The following is a 19,011-nucleotide window of genomic DNA, read 5'->3' as shown; positions in this document are numbered from 1 at the left end:
ACTGTCTCTGCGGAACTTTTTTTTCCGTACTCACTGTAAGATCACTTCTCTCCTATTCTTCGGATTCCTCCTGGTAGTCTTCCTCTGCGGGAACCTCATAGCTGCCTTCAGTTTCAAACTCGCCTTCAAATCCGTCTTCATATTCGCCGGACTCCAGGGCATCAAACAGGCCCATTTCCCTTGCCTGGGTCTCGCTCTTAATATCGATCTTATAGGTGGTCAGTCTCGCCGCCAGCCTTGCGTTCTGTCCTTCCTTGCCGATGGCCAGAGATAACTGATAATCCGGAACGATGACCTGTGCCTCCTTCGCATCCTCATCGGCCACAACGGAGATCACCTTGGCAGGACTCAGGGCATTTTCGATCAGGAAGGCCGGGTTGTCGTCCCAGTTGATGATGTCGATCTTCTCGCCTCTTAACTCATTGACAATGGCGTTGACTCTGGCTCCGTTTAAGCCGACGCATGCGCCCACCGGATCCACGTTGGGGTCTGTGGTGCTCACTGCGATCTTCGTTCTGGAACCGGCCTCTCTGGCAATGGCGCGGATCTCGACCGTTCCGTCCCGCACCTCGGCGATCTCCGCCTCAAACAGGCGTCTCACCAGGTCCGGATGGGTACGGGATACGGAGATCCTGGGTCCCTTGGGATTATCCTTTACCTCCAGGATATAGACCTTGATCCTCTCCGTGCGCTGGAATACCTCGCCCTTTACCTGTTCGGATTCCGGCAGGATGGCGTCGATCTTTCCAAGATCCACGCTGACGTTCCGTCCGATATAGCGCTGCACGATACCGGTCACTACCTCCTTCTCCCGGCACTGCCACTCGTTTAACTGGGATTTCCGGCTCTCCTCACGGATCTTCTGGAGGATCACGTTTTTGGCGTTCTGGGTGGCGATCCGGCCGAAATCATGGGAATCGATGGGGATCTGGACGATATCGCCCAGGTCGAACTTCGCGCCCTTCATTCTCGCGTCTGCAAGGCTAATCTGGGTCACCGGGTCTTCCACATTTTCCACAACCTCTTTTTCTGCATAAACAGAATAGTCGCAGCCCTCGCGGTCAATGATCACCTTCACATTGTCCGCTTTCCCGAAATGGTTCTTACATGCCGTAAGAAGGGAATTCTCGATGGCCTCCAGCAATGTGTCTTTGCTGATGTTATATTCCTTTTCCAGCACCGTCATTGCTTCCATCAGTTCCTTGTTCATCTTTTATCCTCCTTTTAAAAATCAAATGCCAGACGGATTAAGGCAATATCTTTTCTGTCGAATGTACTTTCTGACCCATCCTCATAGCGGATGGTGACCGTATTTTCATCATAGGCTGCAAGAGCCCCTGTAAAGTCCTTCTGACGGTCCACGGCCCGGTAGAGCTTGATCTCCACCTGCTCGCCCATGCTCCTCTTAAAGTCCTTTTCCTTTTTTAAGGGTCTTCCAAGTCCCGGAGAGCTGACCTCTAAAATATAGCTTTCGTCGATGAAGTCCTCCTTATCCAGCCAGTCGCCCAGACGTCTGGACACCATCTCGCAGTCATCCACCGTAAAGCCGCCCTCTTTATCAATATAGGCCCTGAGATACCAGGTTCCGGCTTCCTTTACATATTCCACATCCACCAGCTCAAAATGATTTTCTTCCATGACAGGCAGTAAGAATGCTTCCACCCTTGCCTCATAGTCTTCCCGTTTTGACACGATCCCACCACCTTTCTTTTTATCAGCACCGGCTGTTCCCCCGCGTCCGTGCGTGTCTTTTCCGGACCGGAAAGAAGATACAAAACGAAAGAGTGGACTTTGTTTCGTCCACTCTTTTCAGCCAGTTACTTATGTTATCGTTTACATCATATCACACTCAAGAAGCAATTGCAATAGTTTTATTTTTTTTTCGAACAGTTCATATCGTTGAGACTGCAGCTCGTCTCGTCCTCCCGGCTCACCCCGTTCATGTCGTTCAGAGTCTGCTCCTTCTCCTCTCCTCCCAGGCAGTTCATGTCGTTGATCCCGCAGGTCCTGTGATCCTGATCGGTCATCCCGTTCATGTTTCCCAGCCCCAGGTTCTTTTTCTCCATGGTCATAAGCCTCTCCTTTCTTCTGTCCCGGCTCCCTTCAGTCCACATTTTTTGTGGCCACCATGTCCACGCCGGTTCCTGCCACGTTTTTAAGGACCACGTCTCCGATATGGACCGGCGCCTGGACCGTCACATCCTTTAACGCTCTCATACAGTCAAAGATCTTCTCCTTCGGCACGTCCTCCTTCGTCTTTACAGACACCATATCTGCCGTTCCGTTGGAGACCTTCACGGTGGAGGTCACGATCCTGGTTGGGTTGGTCACTTCTTTTCTGGCGTACACGTCGCCCCGCTTGCAGGTATTTCCTGTGACCGAGACCACCTCTGCCCCTTCCATGGACACCGTAAGGGAGCATCCCAGGGGACAGCCGATACAGATCAGTTCCCGTCTCTCCATTTTCTACGCCTCCTCCACCTTAATTGTAATGGTTTTCAGTTCCGGATGCAAGAGAAGCTTTTCCTTTTCCAGCCGGATCTCTTCCATCTCTCCGGGAGCCATCACCGGCCGTTTCCGCCGGATCACCTGCTCCCCGTCAAAGTATACGCCGATGCAGCAGTTTTTATAAACATTCCCCACACGGAACCGCACCACCTGGGTATCCTCCATCCGTTCAGGCGAGATCGTACAGGGAACCGTATACCGGACACCTTCCACAGCGTTTATGACGATCTCCCGGGCATTTTCCTTCCGGCCCTCTTTTATATAGGAAGCCGCATGTCTTCCGGCCGCCGCCGCCTCCTCTGACACAAAGTCCACCAGATCGTGGACATGGAGCACATTTCCGCAGGCGAACACGCCTTCCACGCTGGTCTCCAGGCTCTCGTTGACCCTGGGGCCGGAGGTGACCCGGTTCATGGCCACGCCCATGCCGCCAGACAGCTCATTTTCCGGGATCAGTCCCACAGAAAGGAGCAGAGTATCACAGGAATAGTCCTCCTCTGTGCCGGGAATGGGCTTTCCGTTTTTGTCCACCTCTGCCAGGGTGATCCCCGTCAGCCGTTCCTTTCCCCGGATCTCCACCACCGTATGGCTCAGCTTCAATGGGATCCCGTAATCGTTCAGGCACTGGACGATGTTCCTCTTAAGGCCGCCGGAATAAGGCATCAGCTCTGCCACCACCTTCACCTTTGCGCCCTCCAGGGTCATACGCCGGGCCATGATGAGTCCGATATCGCCGGATCCTAAGATCACCACCTCCCGGCCAGGCATGAAGCCTTCCATATTGACCAGCCGCTGGGCCGTTCCCGCAGAGTAGATACCAGCCGGACGATAGCCGGGGATATTGAGTGCGCCTCTGGATCTTTCCCGGCAGCCCATGGCCAGGATCACAGCCCTGGCTTTGATCTCAAACAGACCTTCCTCCCGGTTCATGGCCGTCACTGCCTTCTGGGGACTGATCTCCATGACCATGGTGTTCAGCTTATATTCGATCTTCCGTTCCCGGACCCTTTCAATGAACCTGGCCGCATATTCCGGTCCTGTCAGCTCCTCCTTGAAGGTATGGAGTCCGAAGCCGTTATGGATGCACTGGTTCAGGATCCCGCCCAGCTCCCGGTCCCGTTCCAGGATCAGGATGCTGTCGATGCCGCTGTCCTTTGCCGCCGCTGCTGCCGCAAGCCCCGCGGGGCCGCCGCCGACGATGACCAGATCGTATTCTCTCATCTTAAGCATCCTCCTTTCCAAGGGTATCTTTACTGGTTCCCACAAGGAGTCTGGACTCCCCGCCGGATTTTGTGATCTCCGTCATGGGAATGCCAAGCTCTCTGTGGAGCAGCTCCATGGTCCTGGGCGTACAGAAGCCCGCCTGGCACCGTCCCATGCCGGCCCTGGTCCTTCTCTTGACCCCGTCCAGGGATCTGGCTCCCAGGGGCCTGTGGATGGCATCCAGGATCTCGCCCTCCGTGACCATCTCGCACCGGCAGATGATGTTTCCGTAAGCCGGATTTTCTTTAATGAGCGCTGCCCGCTCTTCCTTTGAAAGTGTATCCGGGTCCAGGATCCCCTTTCTGACGCCGTTAAAGTCCGGATTTTCCGGAAGGTGTAAGATCCCCTCTACGATCTCCGCCACCATTTTCCCAATGGCCGGGGAGCTGGTAAGGCCTGGGGATTCGATCCCGGCGCAGTCCACAAAGCCCGGCGCTCCGGGAAGCTCCCGGATGATGAATTCGTGGCCGTCCTCATGGGCCCGGAGACCGGCAAAGGAGGTGATCACCTGCCGCATGGGAAGATTCTTCACATTCATCCCCGCCTTTTCGATCACCTGATCCAGCCCCTCTCTGGTGGTGGCGGTGGCTTCCTTATCCCCGATGTCAATGGCTGTGGGGCCGACGATGAGGTTCCCATGGACCGTGGGCGACACCAGAACGCCTTTTCCGTATTTCCCCGGCAGGGCGAAGATCGTGCGGTTCACATGGGCTCCGGCGCTCTTGTCCAGGAGACAGTAATCTCCACGGCGCGGAGTGATATGGATCTTCTCCTCACAGACCATATTATGCAGCTCATCTGCATAAACTCCCGCCGCATTGACCACGGTCCTGGTTTCCACATCGCCTTTATTTGTGTGGACCAGCCATCCCTCTTCTGTCCTGGTAAAGCCGGTGACCGTTGTATTGAACCGGAATTCCACGCCGTTGGTGCAGGCGTTCTCCGCCATAGCGATATTTAATAAGAAGGGACAGACGATCCCGGCTGTGGGAGCATAAAGCACTGCCTCAGTCTGGTCCGAAAGGTTTGGCTCCATCTCCCGGATCCGCTCCTTATCGGTAATGATCTCCAGCCCCGGAACGCCGTTTCTTACGCCTCTCTCATACAGGGCCTGAAGATCCGGGAGCATCTCCCGGTCCAGGCATACCACAAAGGAGCCGCAGGGACGGAACGGAAAATCCAGCTCTCTGGAAAGCTCCGCCATCATGCGGTTTCCCTCCACGTTGAGCTTCGCCATCAGGGAGCCCTCCGGAGCGTCATACCCCGCGTGGACGATGGCGCTGTTGGCCTTGGAGGTGCCGCAGCACACATCCTCTTCTTTTTCAAGGACGCAGATCCTTCCCTTATACCGGGACAGCTCCCTGGCTGCCGCCGCTCCGGATACGCCTGCGCCGATAATGATCACATCATACATGACTTCTCATCTCCTAAACGAGCAGAGCAAACAAAACATGTCTCCATGCTTTATTTGCTCTGCTCTTATCTCTGCAAATCTATCTTTTATTTTTGTAAGCCGGCTTCCGGGGGCTGCTGAAGATGATCTCCTGCAGCAGCCCCATCCGCACAGCGGGAGAGCTTGCTGGACCTTTATGCCCACGGAATGACTCCGTATAACAGGACGGCTGCCACCGCTCCGATCACCGGTCCGAGGATGACCACCGGCGCGTAGCCCCAGTTGGAATCGCCTTTTCCCTTAATGGGAAGAACGGCGTGGGCCAGACGGGGTCCCAGGTCACGGGCCGGGTTGATGGCATAGCCTGTAAGTCCGCCTAAGGACATACCGATGGATACGATGATCCCGAATACCAGGAACTTGTCAAGTCCGGCTGCCAGTCCGGGAACCTGTGCGATCCCCTTGATGGCAAATACCAGAACGAAGGTCCCGATGGCTTCGCTTAAGATGTTGCGGCCCATGTTGGGGACCGACGGGCTTGTGGAGAATACGCCGAGCTTCGTGGCCGCAGATTCTGTGGCGTCGAACTGGTCCTTAAACAGGGCGTATACCAGGCAGGCGCCCACGAAGGCACCGGCAAACTGTGCGATGATGTAGCCGGGTACCAGCCCCCAGGAAAGACTTCCGTCCACAGCAAGGGCAATGGTCAATGCCGGATTAAAGTGCGCTCCGGAGGCCGCTCCGAAGATAAAGGCCGGGATCATGACCGCAAGGCCCCAGGCAAAGGTGATCTGGATGGAACCGGCCCCCTTCATTCCGGATTTATTCAAGGTCACATTGGCGACAACGCCGTCGCCCAAAAGGATCAGGAGCATGGTCCCGATAAATTCTGCAATATATGCCATCATATTCTTCCGCCTCCATTCATTTATTTGGCCCAGCCAAAGGAATACTTCACTGCCTTATCCCAGCCGTCCACCATTTCCTTCCGCTTTTTGTCACAGATCGCAGGCTCAAAGGTACGGTCGATGGCCCAGTTCTTGATCACGTCCTCCTTGCTCTTCCAGTAGCCCACTGCCAGGCCCGCCAGGTATGCGGCGCCCATGGCTGTGGTCTCAATGCACTGGGGACGCTGTACCGGCGCGTTGATGATATCTGACTGGGTCTGCATCAGATAATTGTTGGCGCTGGCTCCGCCGTCCACCTTAAGGGCTGCCAGGCGGATCCCGGAATCGGCCTCCATGGCCTTTAATACATCGTTGGTCTGGTAGCACAGGGAATCCAGTGTGGCACGGATGATATGGTATTTATTGACGCCGCGGGTAATGCCCACGATGGTGCCTCTGGCGTACTGGTCCCAGTGGGGAGCACCCAGGCCTGTGAAGGCAGGAACCACATAGCAGCCGTTGGTATCCTTTACCTTATTGGCCATATACTCAGAATCCGGTGAGGAATCGATGAGACGCATCTCATCGCGGAGCCACTGGATGGCTGCGCCCGCCACGAAGATGGAGCCCTCAAGGGCGTAATTCACCTTTCCATCCAGTCCCCAGGCAATGGTCGTTACCAGTCCGTTCTTAGAAAATACCGGCTTTTCTCCGGTGTTCATCAGCATGAAGCAGCCGGTGCCGTATGTATTCTTCGCTTCGCCGGGATTAAAACAGGTCTGGCCGAACAGAGCCGCCTGCTGGTCTCCTGCCGCGCCGCCGATGGGGATCGGGCCGCCGAAATACTGGGGATCGGATTCCCCATAAATGCAGCTGGACGGCTTTGCCTCCGGAAGCATACATTTCGGGATGTTTAATTCCTGTAAGATCTCGTCATCCCACTGTAAAGTGTTGATATTGAACAGCATGGTACGGGATGCGTTGGAATAGTCGGTCACATGGACTCTTCCCTTAGTCAGTTTCCAGATCAGCCATGTTTCCACGGTTCCGAATAACAGCTCGCCTTTTTCTGCCCGTTCTCTGACGCCCTCCACATTGTCCAGGATCCATTTTAATTTGGTTCCAGAGAAATATGCGTCGATCACCAGTCCCGTTTTGGCACGGAAGGTGTCCACCAGACCCTTTTCCTTTAAGGTATCGCAGTATTCTGAGGTCCTGCGGCACTGCCATACGATGGCGTGGTAGACCGGCTCTCCCGTATTTTTATCCCATACGATGGTGGTCTCGCGCTGATTGGTGATACCGATGGCCGCGATGTCCTCTGAGGACGCACCGATCTTGGACATTGCCTCCACGGCCACGCCCAGCTGGGTGGACCAGATCTCATTTGCATCGTGCTCGACCCATCCCGGCTTCGGGAAATACTGGGTAAATTCCTTCTGGGCCACACTGCAGATCTCGCCCTTTTCATTGAAAAGGATACACCGGTTGCTGGTGGTCCCCGCGTCAAATGCCATTACATACTTTGCCATAAAAATTCCTCCTTATATACCCTGGATACATACTCCCCGTATCTATCCGTTATCAATACCCTTTCCTGTATCCGCCTCCGGCGGACTCTTTCACCCCTATACGGACCAGACAGACTGGTTTGTGCTGGACACTGAGATCGCCCCGGCTGACAGAGCGGCCATCACGTCCTCCTTTTCCGAGATCAGCCCCCCAGCGATCACCGGAACCTTTACGAGCCTTGCCACCCGGCGGATCACCTTGGGCATCAGCCCCGGAAGGATCTCGATGCTGTCGGGCCTTGCAAGTCCCATCTGCTTTTCAATATTTTCAAAGGCCATGGAATCCAGGACGAACACCCGGAGGGTCGTATAGAGATCCAGCTCCCTGGCCCGCTTGATGAGGGCAGGCTTTGTGGAAATGATCCCGTCGGCCCTGGTATTCTTTTTAATAAAGTCCACGGCCACTTCCTTTCCGCTGAGACCGCTTACAAGATCCATATGGACCATGGCGACCTTTCCGTGGGCCTTTAACTCCTCCACGATCCGGCAGATGCTGCAGACGTCTCCAAACAGGATAAATACGATCTTTATCTCTTCCCGTTCACAGCATTTCTTTACGCCGTCCATATCCTTTACGGCGGCGATCACTGGATTCGCATCCAGATAATCATAAAATTTCATTTCCATTGGATTCCCCCCGCTGTCTGCCGCTTCCGGCAGGTGATAAAAAAAGAGCATAGCAACCAACCCGGTTTTCTTACCGTTTGCACTATGCTCTCATCTCTCAGCACCTTTTTAACTTAAATTCATCATATCATATCGCACAAAAAATATCAATATGTTTTTCACATTTTGCGCATATTTTACAATCCGTTCTTTTTTATGGACGTTTATAGGCATTTTCATTTATTTCCGTCCATTTTCTCTTTCCGTTTTTATGCATTCTGCCCCAAGTTCTTACGCGGATGTCCTGTGTTTCCTGCTCCGTCCCGACAGCCAGATAAAATAGGCCGCGCAGAGCAGGATCTGGACCGCCGAAGAGCAGGGCGTTGCCAGACCGATCTTAAAAAGCGTCACTCCGGCCATGCGGCTCATGAACCAGGACACAGGGATCCTCACACAGAAGGCTCCCACGATCCCCTGGACCATAACGAAAAAGGTCTTACCGCATCCATTGAAATATCCCACAAAGCAGAACAGGAACGACGTAAGGATACAGTCGATGGCGTATGCCTTTAGATAATCGGCAGCCGCAGCCACCACCTGCGGGTCCCTGGCAAAGATCCCCGCCATGGCATCTCCGTGGAAAAACGAAAAATAAAAGAGGGTCACCCCGGCCATAAGGGAGGTTCCGATCCCGTAAAGCAGGGCACGTTTCGCCCGCTCCGGCTTCCCCGCCCCCATATTCTGGGCCACAAAGGCTGACATGGACTGCATGTAGGCCGACGCCACCAGCATGATGAAGGCGCAGAGCTTTTCTGCCACACCAACGCCGGCCGAGGCGATAACGCCCATGGAATTGACAATGGCCAGGATCACCAGAAAGGAAATGCTGACCAGCAGATCCTGGAGGGCAATGGGCGTTCCCAGAGCCAGAATCCTTCCCACCAGCCGTCTCTCAAACCGCAGGTTCTTTTTTCCAATGGTAAAGGGCAGGGTCCTCCTCCGGATCACTGCCAGGGACAAAAGGACGCTGGCCGCCTGGGCTGCCACCGTGGCCAGGGCCGCTCCGGCTGCCCCCATGTGAAAGCCGGCCACCAGGAGAAGGTCTCCTCCGATGTTAAAGACGCAGGCGGCGGCCACGGTAAATAAAGGCATCCTGGAATCCCCTATGCCGCGAAAAATGCTGCCCAGGACATTGTAGGCGATGATGAACACGGCCCCGGCGGAGCAGATCCGGATATAATCCACGGTCTGGGAAAAGGCCTCATCCGGCGCATGCATAAGCCCTGCCAGAAAGCCTGCTCCCAGGATCATTAAGACCGTAAGGACTGCCGCCAGGACTCCAAAGAGGCAGATCCCGCTCCCGATCACATCCCCAGCCTGCTCCGGCCGCTTTTCCCCGATCTTCTGGCCCACCAGGATCGTGATCCCCATGGCCAGTCCCGTGATCAGTGACGTTACCGTCTGCATGATCTGGCTGCCGGTGGAGACCGCCGACACGTCTGTGGGCGCTCCGAACTGCCCCACCACCATCAGATCCACCGCGCCGTACATGGCCTGTAGAAACAGAGCTGCCAGCACCGGCAGGGCAAACCTCAAAAGCCTGGAAAGGATCCTCCCCTCTGTAAAATCTGCTGTTTTTTCCATTGTATCTTCCTCCTTGATCTTCTGCATCCCACCAGAGACCCCCAAACAAGAACCTTCCTATAACATAAAAAGCCGGATAAAATACCAGGCGGTCCCCTGGCATCTTATCCAGCTTTGTAAATGCGTTTACAAGCCCTCCGATGAACTGTTTCCAGTATAGCATCACGGTTTTTCTTTGTCAATCCGGCCAGACGTCCCGGCATTTCCCAGCCGTACCGTTTCCAGGTATTCTCTCAGCTCGCCGTCCGCATGGGACAGCAGATAATTTTTCCCGTTCCTCTGCTGGGATTTTAACCGCCCCTGCTCATCTGCGATCTGGCTTTCCACATAGTCCACCTCTTCCTTCAGATCCCTGGCTGAAAGGAGAAGACAGCCCTGGCCCCGGATGATCAGCTGCTCCAGGCCGTCTGAGGTGGCCACTGTGACCCGGTACCGGGGGCCGATCTTATGGGCCAGCTTTTCAATATACTGGTCTGCCGTTTCTGCTTCCTTTGTGTATACCACATGGATGTTGTGATATTTTATGGCCTCTCCGGTGTTTCCTTCCACCTTATATGCGTCAAAGACCACGATCAGCGTACATTTTTTATAGCCCTGGTAATTGCACAGAATGTCCATGAGCCGGTATCTGGCGCCGTCGATGTTCACCTTTGCCAGCTCGCTTAACTCCTCCCAGGCGAAAATAATGTTGTAGCCGTCCACCAGAAGATATTCCTCCTCTGTGCCGGAGCTGGTATCTGCCGCTCCAGTTCCCCGGCCGCTCTTCCGGTCCGCGCGGTCTGGCCCCCATGGCCCGGGACGGCTGCTGCCCGCCCTCCGGCCCCCGGCCGTTTTCTGGCCTGGGCCGTCTGTACTCTGGCCGCTGCCGGTTCCATGGCCCAGGCCGCCTGTACTCCGGGCTTCGGCCGTTCTCTGACCCAGGGCGTTTCCCGGCGGATAGCTGCGCTTCGGTTCCCCGTAGGTACGCTTAAATATCTCCTCCAGTTCTTTATCTTCATAATACGACGCCGACAGCCTTCCGGCTCCTCCGCCAGTGCCTGCTGCGCTGCTCCGGCCTCCGCCTGCCCCGGCACCTGACCGTCCCTCCGGGACTCCGGCTCCGGAGCTTTCGTCCTCCCGTTCTTTCCGGTCCGGAAGATCCACACCGGCGGCCCTCCGTTTATCCAGAGGCGTCTGCACATGCATATGCTTTTTCACCTGATCCCAGGGCACCACCACTCCGGCTCCGTGGGAACAGAATACAGATCCTGCCGGATCTGCCAGATCCCCGTCAAAATCATAGCCCATGGCCTCCACCACCTCGTCCTGGTTATGGCAGGGCTCATATCCCTTGAGGCTTAAGGACAGCCGTCCCCTTCCCCTGGTATAATTGGTCACCTCCCGCTGGTAATCCCGCATACAGGCAGCCGGAGCGCTCCCGGTCAGCACCGCCATGCCGTTTCCTGTTTCCGGCGCCTGGAATTTCCCATACATCCGGTCAATGTCTGCCATGGCCCGGCCCACCGACTCCTCCGGCACCTCGAGAATAAATTCATAATACGGCTCCAGCAAGCGGCATCCCGCCTCCTTAAGCCCCTGCCGCACAGCCCGGTAGGTGGCCTGACGGAAATCGCCGCCCTCTGTGTGTTTAATATGGGCCCGGCCCGCCGTCAGAGTGATCCTCATATCCGTGATTTCTGAGCCAGTCAAAGTCCCCCGGTATTTTTTTTCTTCCAGGTGGGTCAGCACCAATCTCTGCCAGTTCCGGTCCAGAAGATCCTCGCTGCAGTCACACCCCAGCACCAGGCCGCTTCCCGGCTCCAGAGGCTCCATCAGCAGATGGACCTCCGCATAATGGCGCAGCGGCTCAAAATGCCCCACTCCCTCCACTGGCCGCTGGATGGTTTCCTTATATACGATATTTCCAGTCCCGAAATCCACCTCCACGCCGAACCGTTCCAGGATCTGGCTTTTCAGGATCTCCATCTGCACCTGCCCCATGACCTGGGCCCGGATCTCTCCCAGAGTCTCATCCCAGACAATATGGAGCAGGGGATCCTCCTCCTCCAGAAGCCGGAGGTTTTTCAGCATTACATGGGCATCTGCCCCATCGGGAAGGATCACCTGGTAGGTAAGTACCGGCTCCAGAAGCGGGCTCTTCCCCGATCTCTCCACACCGAAGCCCTGTCCCGGGCGGGTATCTGATGGACCTGTGACCACGCAGATACAGCCCGCCTCCGCCTCACTGGCCAACTCGAACTTTTCCCCCGAATAGATCCGGATCTGGTTGACCTTTTCCGTCTGCTCCTGATCCAGAAAGCTCTTTACCTTCAGGCTTCCTCCGGTGATCTTTAAATGGGTCAGCCGGTTTCCCTGGCTGTCCCGGGATATCTTAAAGACCCGCGCGCCGAATTCCCGGGAATACCCGGTCCCGGCGGTGAAGGTCTCGAATCCCTTTAAAAACTCCTCCACGCCCGTAAGCTTCAGGGCCGACCCGAAATAACACGGAAACAGCCGCCGCTCCTTCACAGCCCGGCGGACCGGGTCCACAGACAGGATCCCCCGCTCCAGATACTCCTCCAGAAGCTCCTCCCCGGCCATGGAGATCTCCTCAAAAAACTCCTCTCCGTTCTCTCTGTCTCCGCTGTACGAAAGAATCCCATCCGTTCCAGCCGTCACTCCCGTAAAATCTGTTACCGCGCTGTCCAGACGGCGCTTTAATCCGGAAAGCAGCGCCTCCCGGTCTGTTCCCGGCTGGTCCATTTTATTGACGAACAGGAACACCGGGATCCTGTACCGCTTCAGAAGACGCCAAAGGGTCTCCGTATGGCCCTGGACGCCGTCCGCCCCGTTGATCACCAGGACCGCATAGTCCAGCACCTGCAGCGTCCGTTCCATCTCTGCCGAGAAATCCACATGGCCCGGCGTATCCAGAAGAGTCACCGCCGTATCTCCCAGTGTAAGCTCTGCCTGCTTGGAAAAGATCGTGATCCCCCTGGCCCGTTCCAGCTGATATGTATCCAGAAAAGCGTCCTTATTATCCACTCTCCCCAGCTTCCGTATGGTGCCGGTGGTATATAGGATGGCCTCGGAAAGGGTGGTCTTTCCCGCATCCACATGGGCCAACAGACCCGTACAAATATGTTTTTTCATTCCTTCAGGCTTCTGTCCGCCCATGAAAAGCGCCTCCATTCATGATTGCATAATGCTAAATTATACCATAAAAGGAGGCGTTGGTCGAGATGCTGTTGCTCTCGGTTCATATAAACTTTATCGCATAGGAATTTTAGGATAAAGCTCATTGTGATGTGCCGTGGCAGCCGCAGCCTTTTCCTGCCTGCAATTTTGCCTGAATGTCCACCAGCAGATTGACCTTCGGCGGCTCTGCCTGTGTAACAGTTTTCTTTCGTGGGATATGCACTTTCTTCCCGGAGAGAACTGCCTGCAAATCCTCCAATCCATATCCTTCGCCCAGGCTGTCCAGGCGGGCGGCTTTCTCCCAGCCTGGGAGCTTCAGGCGATACGATTTTCCGCGCTTTGATACCTCACAGCCAGACTCTTTCAGCAGTTCCTCAAAGTCAACAGGACTTTGTGATCATGCGTTGTCAATCGCCACACGAAGCAGCTCCCGGCAAGAAGGCTTTGCCTGATCGCCCGACTTTCTGTGCAGCCAAACCAATAAACTGCTGTTTCATTTTCCTGCCACAATTCGGACAGATTTTGTTGTTAGCACCCATATCATTCTTCCAGCTTATAAAAATCGTCCAAATTTAATTCATGCTTCAATTCTTCTTCTGTCTGCAGATAAGTAAAATATTTTGATGCAAATATCTGGTGATTATCTTCCGGCAGCGTGTACTTTACAATAGAGTCGCCCTTGTCTGCACAAAGGACAATACCGATAGGCTGTGAATCTCCCTCATTCATCATTTCACGGGTATAATAGTTCACATACATCTGCATTTGTCCCAGATCCTGATGGGTCAGTTTTCCCATCTTCAAATCAATCAGAACAAAGCATTTCAAAATGTAATTGTAAAATACTAAGTCGATGAAAAAATCCTGTCCATCCAGTGTAAACCGCTTTTGCCGTGCTACAAAAGAAAATCCTCGTCCCAGTTCCAGAAGAAAATGCTGGAGGTGGTCAATCAATGCCTGTTCCAGCTCACCTTCATATACATGGGTATCTGGCTGAATCTGCAAAAATTCCATCACAAAAACTGATTTTACAAAAGTATGCTGACGAACACCACTTTTTCAACACGCGCTTTTTCGTAGACGACGGATTTTCCGGCGTGAGCTTTGAGCGTGAGGGGCTTCAAGCCATGCTGCATGAGGTTGAAGCCGGGAACGTGGCGACCGTCATAACAAAAGACCTTTCCCGTCTGGGACGTAATTATCTGAAAACCGGGGAGCTGATAGAGATTGTCTTTCCCGAATATGAAGTGCGCTACATTGCCATTAACGACGGTGTAGACACAGCAAGGGAAGATAACGAGTTTACCCCTCTGCGGAACTGGTTCAACGAGTTTTACGCCCGCGACACCTCAAAGAAAATCCGGGCTGTCAAACAGGCAAAGGCGCAGAAAGGCGAGCGCGTCAACGGCGAAGCTCCTTACGGCTACCTTATCGACCCGGATAACCGCAATCATCTGATACCCGACCCGGAAACGGCGCACGTCGTAAAACAGATTTTTGCAATGTATGTACGGGGCGACCGTATGTGTGAAATCCAGAACTGGCTGCGGGACAATGAAATACTGACCGTCGGGGAACTGCGCTACCGCAGGACAGGGAGCAAACGCCACCCCCGCCCACAGCTCAACGCATGGTACAACTGGCCGGATAAGACGCTGTACGACATTCTGACAAGGAAAGAATATTTAGGGCATACCATAACCGGGAAAACCTACAAGGTATCTTATAAGTCGAAAAAGACGAAAAAGAACCCGGAGGAAAAAAGGTATTTCTTCCCCAACACTCACGAACCTTTGATTGATGAAGAAACCTTTGAACTTGCACAGAAGCGGATTGCCACCCGGCAACGCCCGACAAAGGTTGATGAAATTGACCTGTTTTCCGGGCTGCTCTTTTGCGGGGACTGCGGCTACAAAATGTATGCAGTACGCGGAGCCGGGACGCTTGAACGGAAACACGCCTACACTTGCGGCAACTACCGCAACCGGGCAAGAAATGATATGCTCTGCACTACGCATTATATCCGCAAAAGCGTATTGAAAGAACTTGTCCTTGCAGACTTGCAGCGAGTAACGTCTTATGTGAAAGAGCATGAACAGGAGTTTATCGAAACAGCCAACGAGTGCAGCGCAAAGGCAGTACAAAAGACGCTGACACAGCAGCGGAAAGAGCTTGACAAGGCGCAGAACCGTATTAACGAGCTGAACATCTTATTCCGCAAGCTCTACGAGGACAACGCTTTAGGGAAACTTTCAGATGAACAATTTGCTTTTCTGACTTCCGGCTATGATGAAGAAAAAAAGACGCTGACCCGGAGGATTGCGGAGCTGTCACAGGAAATCGACAACGCCACCGAGCGCAGCGCGGACGTAAAAAGGTTTGTCGCACTGGTACGCAGATACACAGCGATTGAAGAACTGACCTACGAAAACGTCCATGAATTTATTGACCGTATTCTTATTCACGAACTGGATAAGGAAACGAACACCCGCAAAATCGAAATCTTTTATAGCTTTGTCGGCAGAGTTGATACAGGTGACAAGCCTACCGAAAGTATCTCCTATTTCAGACAGATAGGAGCCGACGTAAAGAGTTATGCTATCTAACATACATCAAAAAGAGGTAAGATAACACCCTCTGCAAAAAAGGTGTCGTTATCTTACCTCAACAAAATTTCCTCCACTCCAACCGTCATCGGTATAGTGCTGACAGTTCGTATAACCTTTCTGATGGGCATAGCTTTCGAGGTATTTTTTCTGATTGACAATACTGTTGCTATCACCAGTTTGGTCATCATCACGGGACAGTCTTTCATATAAAGCTGTGATTTTTCCTTCAGTCTGTTTTACGCTCATGATGCGCTCCTTTCAGACTGTCAGCTCATTTGTGGTGAATCTATTATACCACAAGTTCCGCCAGTTGTAACCGTTTCATTGCGAATCATCCGTAAAATTTTATCCTCCATTGTTTCTTTCTCTGTATCGCTGAATACTACTTTAACTTTATAGGTGGTGCCGCCAATGCGGCGAATCACATAAGAAAAATTACTGTTCTCGTTTTTTGCCATAGGCAGTTACCTCCGTGTTGAAATATTCATTGTTTTTTCGTATAATAGGTTTAGTTCCGGCATGATGTAACCATTTGTATGGTTAAAATCGAGCAAAAGGTATTAACACCCTGCCAATGCAGAAACGCCCTCAAAAAAGCCTTGCGGCACAAGGCTTTCCGAGGGCAAAAGCGTTACATCTGCTGCTGTTTCTCCCGGTACTTGCGTACCCGTGCTGCGGTCTGCTTACGGCGAGCTTCTTCGGCGCAGTGCTGTGAGCAGTACACCCGTTTTCCGTCAGTTGGGAACGGCTTGCCGCATTGTTTGCAATGAGTGGTCGGTATTTGCGTGAATACAGCTTCCAACCCTGCATCTTCCGGCAGGACAGACTTGCGGAAATATCTGCATAGTGCGCTGTTGGTAAAGCAGATTCCCAACATTGGACAGTCACAGTCCAATGGCAGGCAGCCGTACTCTTTGTCGTAGTTGGCGCAGAGAGAAGTAACCAGCTTTTTGATCCGCTGCTTCTCCCTGCCCGTCAGCTCACGATAATTGTTTGACATAGGCGGTTTCCTCCTTTCATTCAGTGTCGAAAGTAATCTAATAACAGATAAAATAGATTACCTCCTCACTTATAGGAGAAATACAGGGTACTTAGCGGAACTGTTTTTACGGAGAATCCAAGAAATTTTCAAAAATATTTTTGAAGGGAGGTGTCTGCGGTGTTCGACGATCCCGAACGATATGAACATGACGGCTTTTATGAAGAAGATACTGACTATGAAGATGAATATGAAACGGACGATTTCGATTACATAGTCGATGACGAAGAGGATGAAAATGCCCTTTGGGACGATGAGGAAGAAGCCGCTGACGATCTTCCCGAAAAGAAGCGAAGGAAGCGGAAGAACCAAGTTGTTCTTGCTGACAATGATACGGATACCGAAGAAACCGAATTATCCGAACAAGCCATGTGGCAGATTGCAAAAGAAGAACAGCTCATCGAAGAACTGGAAGCCGACGCCGAGGAACATCCCTTTGAGGATGGTACTGACGAGGGAGAACCGGAGCGTAAGAAGCTCAAACGAGAACTGCGGGCAGAAGCCCTTGCACGATTGGAGGATTCCGCCAGAACACAACGGGAGTTTGAAAATGTGATTGCATGGTGGGACAGGCTGGATGCCAATCGGGAGCGTAGGGAACGCTATCATGAACTCAGTCGCAGCGGTGACGATGTTCCGCTTGACTATGGTGCATCTGCCAATGAACTCTTTTTCCCGGATATGCTAAACGACGTACTGGAAAAGCAGCTCCGAAAGGGAGATTTTATTGACGCCATTTTCTACTGTCCTTACGACATCCATGAACTGGTAACGGAAGAATACCTATCCAAAATCCTCTGGGAATTGAATGAGGAACACAAGGAGCTACTCTTTCTCTGCGCTGTCCGGCTGTTTAGCTCAACAAGAATCGCTAAAATACGGAATCAAAGCGACCGGAATATCCGCAAGGTGCGTGGCACAATGCTAAAGAAGATACGAAAAAAGCTGCTTCCTGCACTTTTGGACAAGGCAGAAAAGCAGCAGCCAATGACCTTATTGGAGAAAGATTTTTTAGAAGAATCTGGAATGGAGATTGATTCAGGGGAAAAGAAATAATATAATTGATAATATAAAACTGAGTTATTCAGGTTACAATATGAAGTGAGGAATAGACTGATATGGGAAATATAAAAGCAGAAGAAGCAATGAAGGAATTAACACTGATGCTGTTATACCTCTCCCGCTTTACACAGGGAGAAAAGTTTCACGAAGCAACCGATTTTTATGCGTGGAAAGGCTATGATTTTGATATACTGAACGAATTGGACGATGCAGACTATATTCGGCAGGGAAATCATCCGTCCCGTTCCAAATCGGTATATATTACGGAAAGCGGTATGGAGCAGGCAAAAGAGCTTTTGTCTAAATATGGTATCAGTGATTGGAAACAGGGGTGAGAAAATGAAGAACCTTTTTGAACGAACCAGTTCTAATTGGGTGCGGTATAGTGAATATGAATGGAGGGCGGCAGAGGACGGAACTCTGTATCTCACGCCCACCAAGACGGCACAACCGAGTATTTATGATCCACTGGCAGAGTATCAGCAGATAGTCTTAGACGCTATCAATATCGGACGAATGGAATCGCAGGGCAAAACTCCACAGGAGATACAAAAAGCTATTGGACAATTTGCAGTAAAGTATGGTTTGCTTGGTCTTATGACAGCTTTGCCGACCACACCAACATTTATGGACTATGAAGCAGTTTATCTGCCGAAAAATCACTTTATCAAAGAAGAAACCATGTCCACTAAGGATTATCTGCATCTGTTCTTTCCGTTTCACAATCCGGATGTGGTCAAGCGTGGTGTAGAATCCATGTGGAACATACAGAATGACCGTGTGATGATGGCGCTTGCTATGACCATGAGCGATAAGCCGATGGCAGTCAATATGAGCTTTCAGCGGGAATATGCCGAGCCATACGAATGGATGAAACAGCAATTTATTGATTTGGCGTTCACTTTCCTGACTTCTGTTATTTTTTACGAAGATTACGATGATATGACACCAGATCAAAGGCTTCTGATGCAGGAAGGAATGACAGCCTTTGGCGGTATTGCACCAACTTACCGGATTGCACTGCTTGACAAGCCGACGATTATCTGGGATTTCCACTCCCTTATGCTTGGGATTCAGATGATGTTCAGCTTTATGCTGACCGACAGCGAAAACCCGATTAAGCTTTGCAGGCATTGTACCAAAGCTTTTGTCGCAAGCAGACCAAGTGCTGTATTTTGCAGCCCGCAGTGCAAGAATAAGCATAATGTTTACAAAAGCAGAGCGAGAAACAAAAGTGAAGAATAGGAAGGGA

General features: G+C 52.4%; 18 protein-coding genes and 2 pseudogenes. 4 read left to right on the top strand and 16 right to left on the bottom strand.

Annotated elements, in window-relative coordinates; all coding sequences use genetic code 11:
* Positions 1-52: 52 nt before the first annotated feature.
* The 13 genes and pseudogenes from nusA to ACI6NM_RS15945 form a co-directional block, all read right to left on the bottom strand.
* Positions 53-1,210 (bottom strand): transcription termination factor NusA, encoded by a 1,158-nt coding sequence (gene nusA / locus ACI6NM_RS16005; protein ID WP_022272411.1) that lies wholly within the window; start codon positions 1,208-1,210, stop codon positions 53-55.
* 14 nt (positions 1,211-1,224) lie between these two features.
* Positions 1,225-1,692: a ribosome maturation factor RimP gene (gene rimP / locus ACI6NM_RS16000; protein WP_022272412.1), complete on the bottom strand. Its 468-nt coding sequence runs from the start codon at positions 1,690-1,692 to the stop codon at positions 1,225-1,227.
* Positions 1,693-1,871: 179 nt separating this feature from the next.
* Positions 1,872-2,072 carry a hypothetical protein gene (locus ACI6NM_RS15995; RefSeq protein WP_022272413.1) on the bottom strand — a complete coding sequence of 67 codons (201 nt, stop codon included), beginning with the start codon at positions 2,070-2,072 and terminating at the stop codon, positions 1,872-1,874.
* A 31-nt stretch (positions 2,073-2,103) separates the two neighbouring features.
* Positions 2,104-2,463, bottom strand: coding sequence for a DUF1667 domain-containing protein (locus tag ACI6NM_RS15990; protein WP_158358909.1), 360 nt, complete (start codon positions 2,461-2,463; stop codon positions 2,104-2,106).
* Between the two features lie 3 nt (positions 2,464-2,466).
* The gene (locus ACI6NM_RS15985) at positions 2,467-3,729 is read right to left on the bottom strand and encodes an NAD(P)/FAD-dependent oxidoreductase (RefSeq protein ID WP_158358907.1); all 1,263 of its coding nucleotides are present in this window, start codon (positions 3,727-3,729) and stop codon (positions 2,467-2,469) included.
* A gap of 1 nt (position 3,730) precedes the next feature.
* A complete protein-coding gene (locus tag ACI6NM_RS15980) occupies positions 3,731-5,185 on the bottom strand; it encodes an NAD(P)/FAD-dependent oxidoreductase (protein ID WP_337810922.1) in 1,455 nt (484 codons plus the stop codon).
* Positions 5,186-5,358: 173 nt separating this feature from the next.
* Positions 5,359-6,072, bottom strand: coding sequence for an MIP/aquaporin family protein (locus ACI6NM_RS15975; protein WP_022272417.1), 714 nt, complete (start codon positions 6,070-6,072; stop codon positions 5,359-5,361).
* A 20-nt stretch (positions 6,073-6,092) separates the two neighbouring features.
* Entirely contained in the window at positions 6,093-7,583 is a 1,491-nt protein-coding gene (gene glpK / locus ACI6NM_RS15970) for a glycerol kinase GlpK (protein WP_337810924.1), read from the bottom strand.
* 96 nt (positions 7,584-7,679) lie between these two features.
* Positions 7,680-8,249, bottom strand: a complete 570-nt coding sequence (locus ACI6NM_RS15965) for a glycerol-3-phosphate responsive antiterminator (protein ID WP_215654164.1) — start codon at positions 8,247-8,249, stop codon at positions 7,680-7,682.
* 270 nt (positions 8,250-8,519) lie between these two features.
* Positions 8,520-9,872: an MATE family efflux transporter gene (locus tag ACI6NM_RS15960; protein ID WP_022272420.1), complete on the bottom strand. Its 1,353-nt coding sequence runs from the start codon at positions 9,870-9,872 to the stop codon at positions 8,520-8,522.
* Positions 9,873-10,034: 162 nt separating this feature from the next.
* Positions 10,035-13,004, bottom strand: a complete 2,970-nt coding sequence (locus ACI6NM_RS15955) for an NYN domain-containing protein (RefSeq protein ID WP_337810925.1) — start codon at positions 13,002-13,004, stop codon at positions 10,035-10,037.
* A 166-nt stretch (positions 13,005-13,170) separates the two neighbouring features.
* Positions 13,171-13,506: pseudogene (locus tag ACI6NM_RS15950) on the bottom strand (relaxase/mobilization nuclease domain-containing protein); the annotation flags it as partial.
* 83 nt (positions 13,507-13,589) lie between these two features.
* A complete protein-coding gene (locus tag ACI6NM_RS15945; protein ID WP_438501007.1) occupies positions 13,590-14,063 on the bottom strand; it encodes a PDDEXK nuclease domain-containing protein in 474 nt (157 codons plus the stop codon).
* Here ACI6NM_RS15945 and ACI6NM_RS15940 point away from each other — a divergent pair.
* Positions 14,003-15,655, top strand: coding sequence for a DUF4368 domain-containing protein (locus tag ACI6NM_RS15940; RefSeq protein ID WP_438501006.1), 1,653 nt, complete (start codon positions 14,003-14,005; stop codon positions 15,653-15,655). The genes ACI6NM_RS15945 and ACI6NM_RS15940 overlap by 61 nt on opposite strands.
* A 63-nt stretch (positions 15,656-15,718) precedes the next feature.
* On the opposite strand, the pseudogene ACI6NM_RS15935 reads toward ACI6NM_RS15940, so the two are convergent.
* From ACI6NM_RS15935 to ACI6NM_RS15925, 3 genes and pseudogenes are all read right to left on the bottom strand, one after another.
* A pseudogene (locus ACI6NM_RS15935) lies at positions 15,719-15,904 on the bottom strand (recombinase family protein); the annotation flags it as partial.
* Positions 15,905-15,924: 20 nt separating this feature from the next.
* Positions 15,925-16,116, bottom strand: coding sequence for a transposon-encoded TnpW family protein (locus ACI6NM_RS15930; RefSeq protein WP_438501005.1), 192 nt, complete (start codon positions 16,114-16,116; stop codon positions 15,925-15,927).
* Positions 16,117-16,289: 173 nt separating this feature from the next.
* Positions 16,290-16,658 (bottom strand): cysteine-rich VLP protein, encoded by a 369-nt coding sequence (locus ACI6NM_RS15925; RefSeq protein ID WP_438501004.1) that lies wholly within the window; start codon positions 16,656-16,658, stop codon positions 16,290-16,292.
* Positions 16,659-16,817: 159 nt separating this feature from the next.
* Between ACI6NM_RS15925 and ACI6NM_RS15920 the strand changes: the two genes are divergently transcribed.
* The 3 genes from ACI6NM_RS15920 (at position 16,818) to ACI6NM_RS15910 (ending at position 19,004) form a co-directional block, all read left to right on the top strand.
* Complete coding sequence (locus tag ACI6NM_RS15920; RefSeq protein WP_438501003.1) at positions 16,818-17,753, top strand: hypothetical protein; 936 nt, start codon at positions 16,818-16,820, stop codon at positions 17,751-17,753.
* Between the two features lie 62 nt (positions 17,754-17,815).
* Positions 17,816-18,094, top strand: a complete 279-nt coding sequence (locus tag ACI6NM_RS15915; RefSeq protein ID WP_438501002.1) for a DUF6429 family protein — start codon at positions 17,816-17,818, stop codon at positions 18,092-18,094.
* 4 nt (positions 18,095-18,098) lie between these two features.
* Positions 18,099-19,004, top strand: coding sequence for a hypothetical protein (locus tag ACI6NM_RS15910; protein WP_438501001.1), 906 nt, complete (start codon positions 18,099-18,101; stop codon positions 19,002-19,004).
* The last annotated feature ends 7 nt before the right edge of the window (positions 19,005-19,011 follow it).

It is taken from the genome of Pilosibacter sp. YYHA0881 (genome assembly GCF_051602715.1).
Classification (GTDB): domain Bacteria; phylum Bacillota; class Clostridia; order Lachnospirales; family Lachnospiraceae; genus Alitiscatomonas; species Alitiscatomonas aceti.
This window is presented reverse-complemented; position numbering and strand designations above follow the sequence as displayed.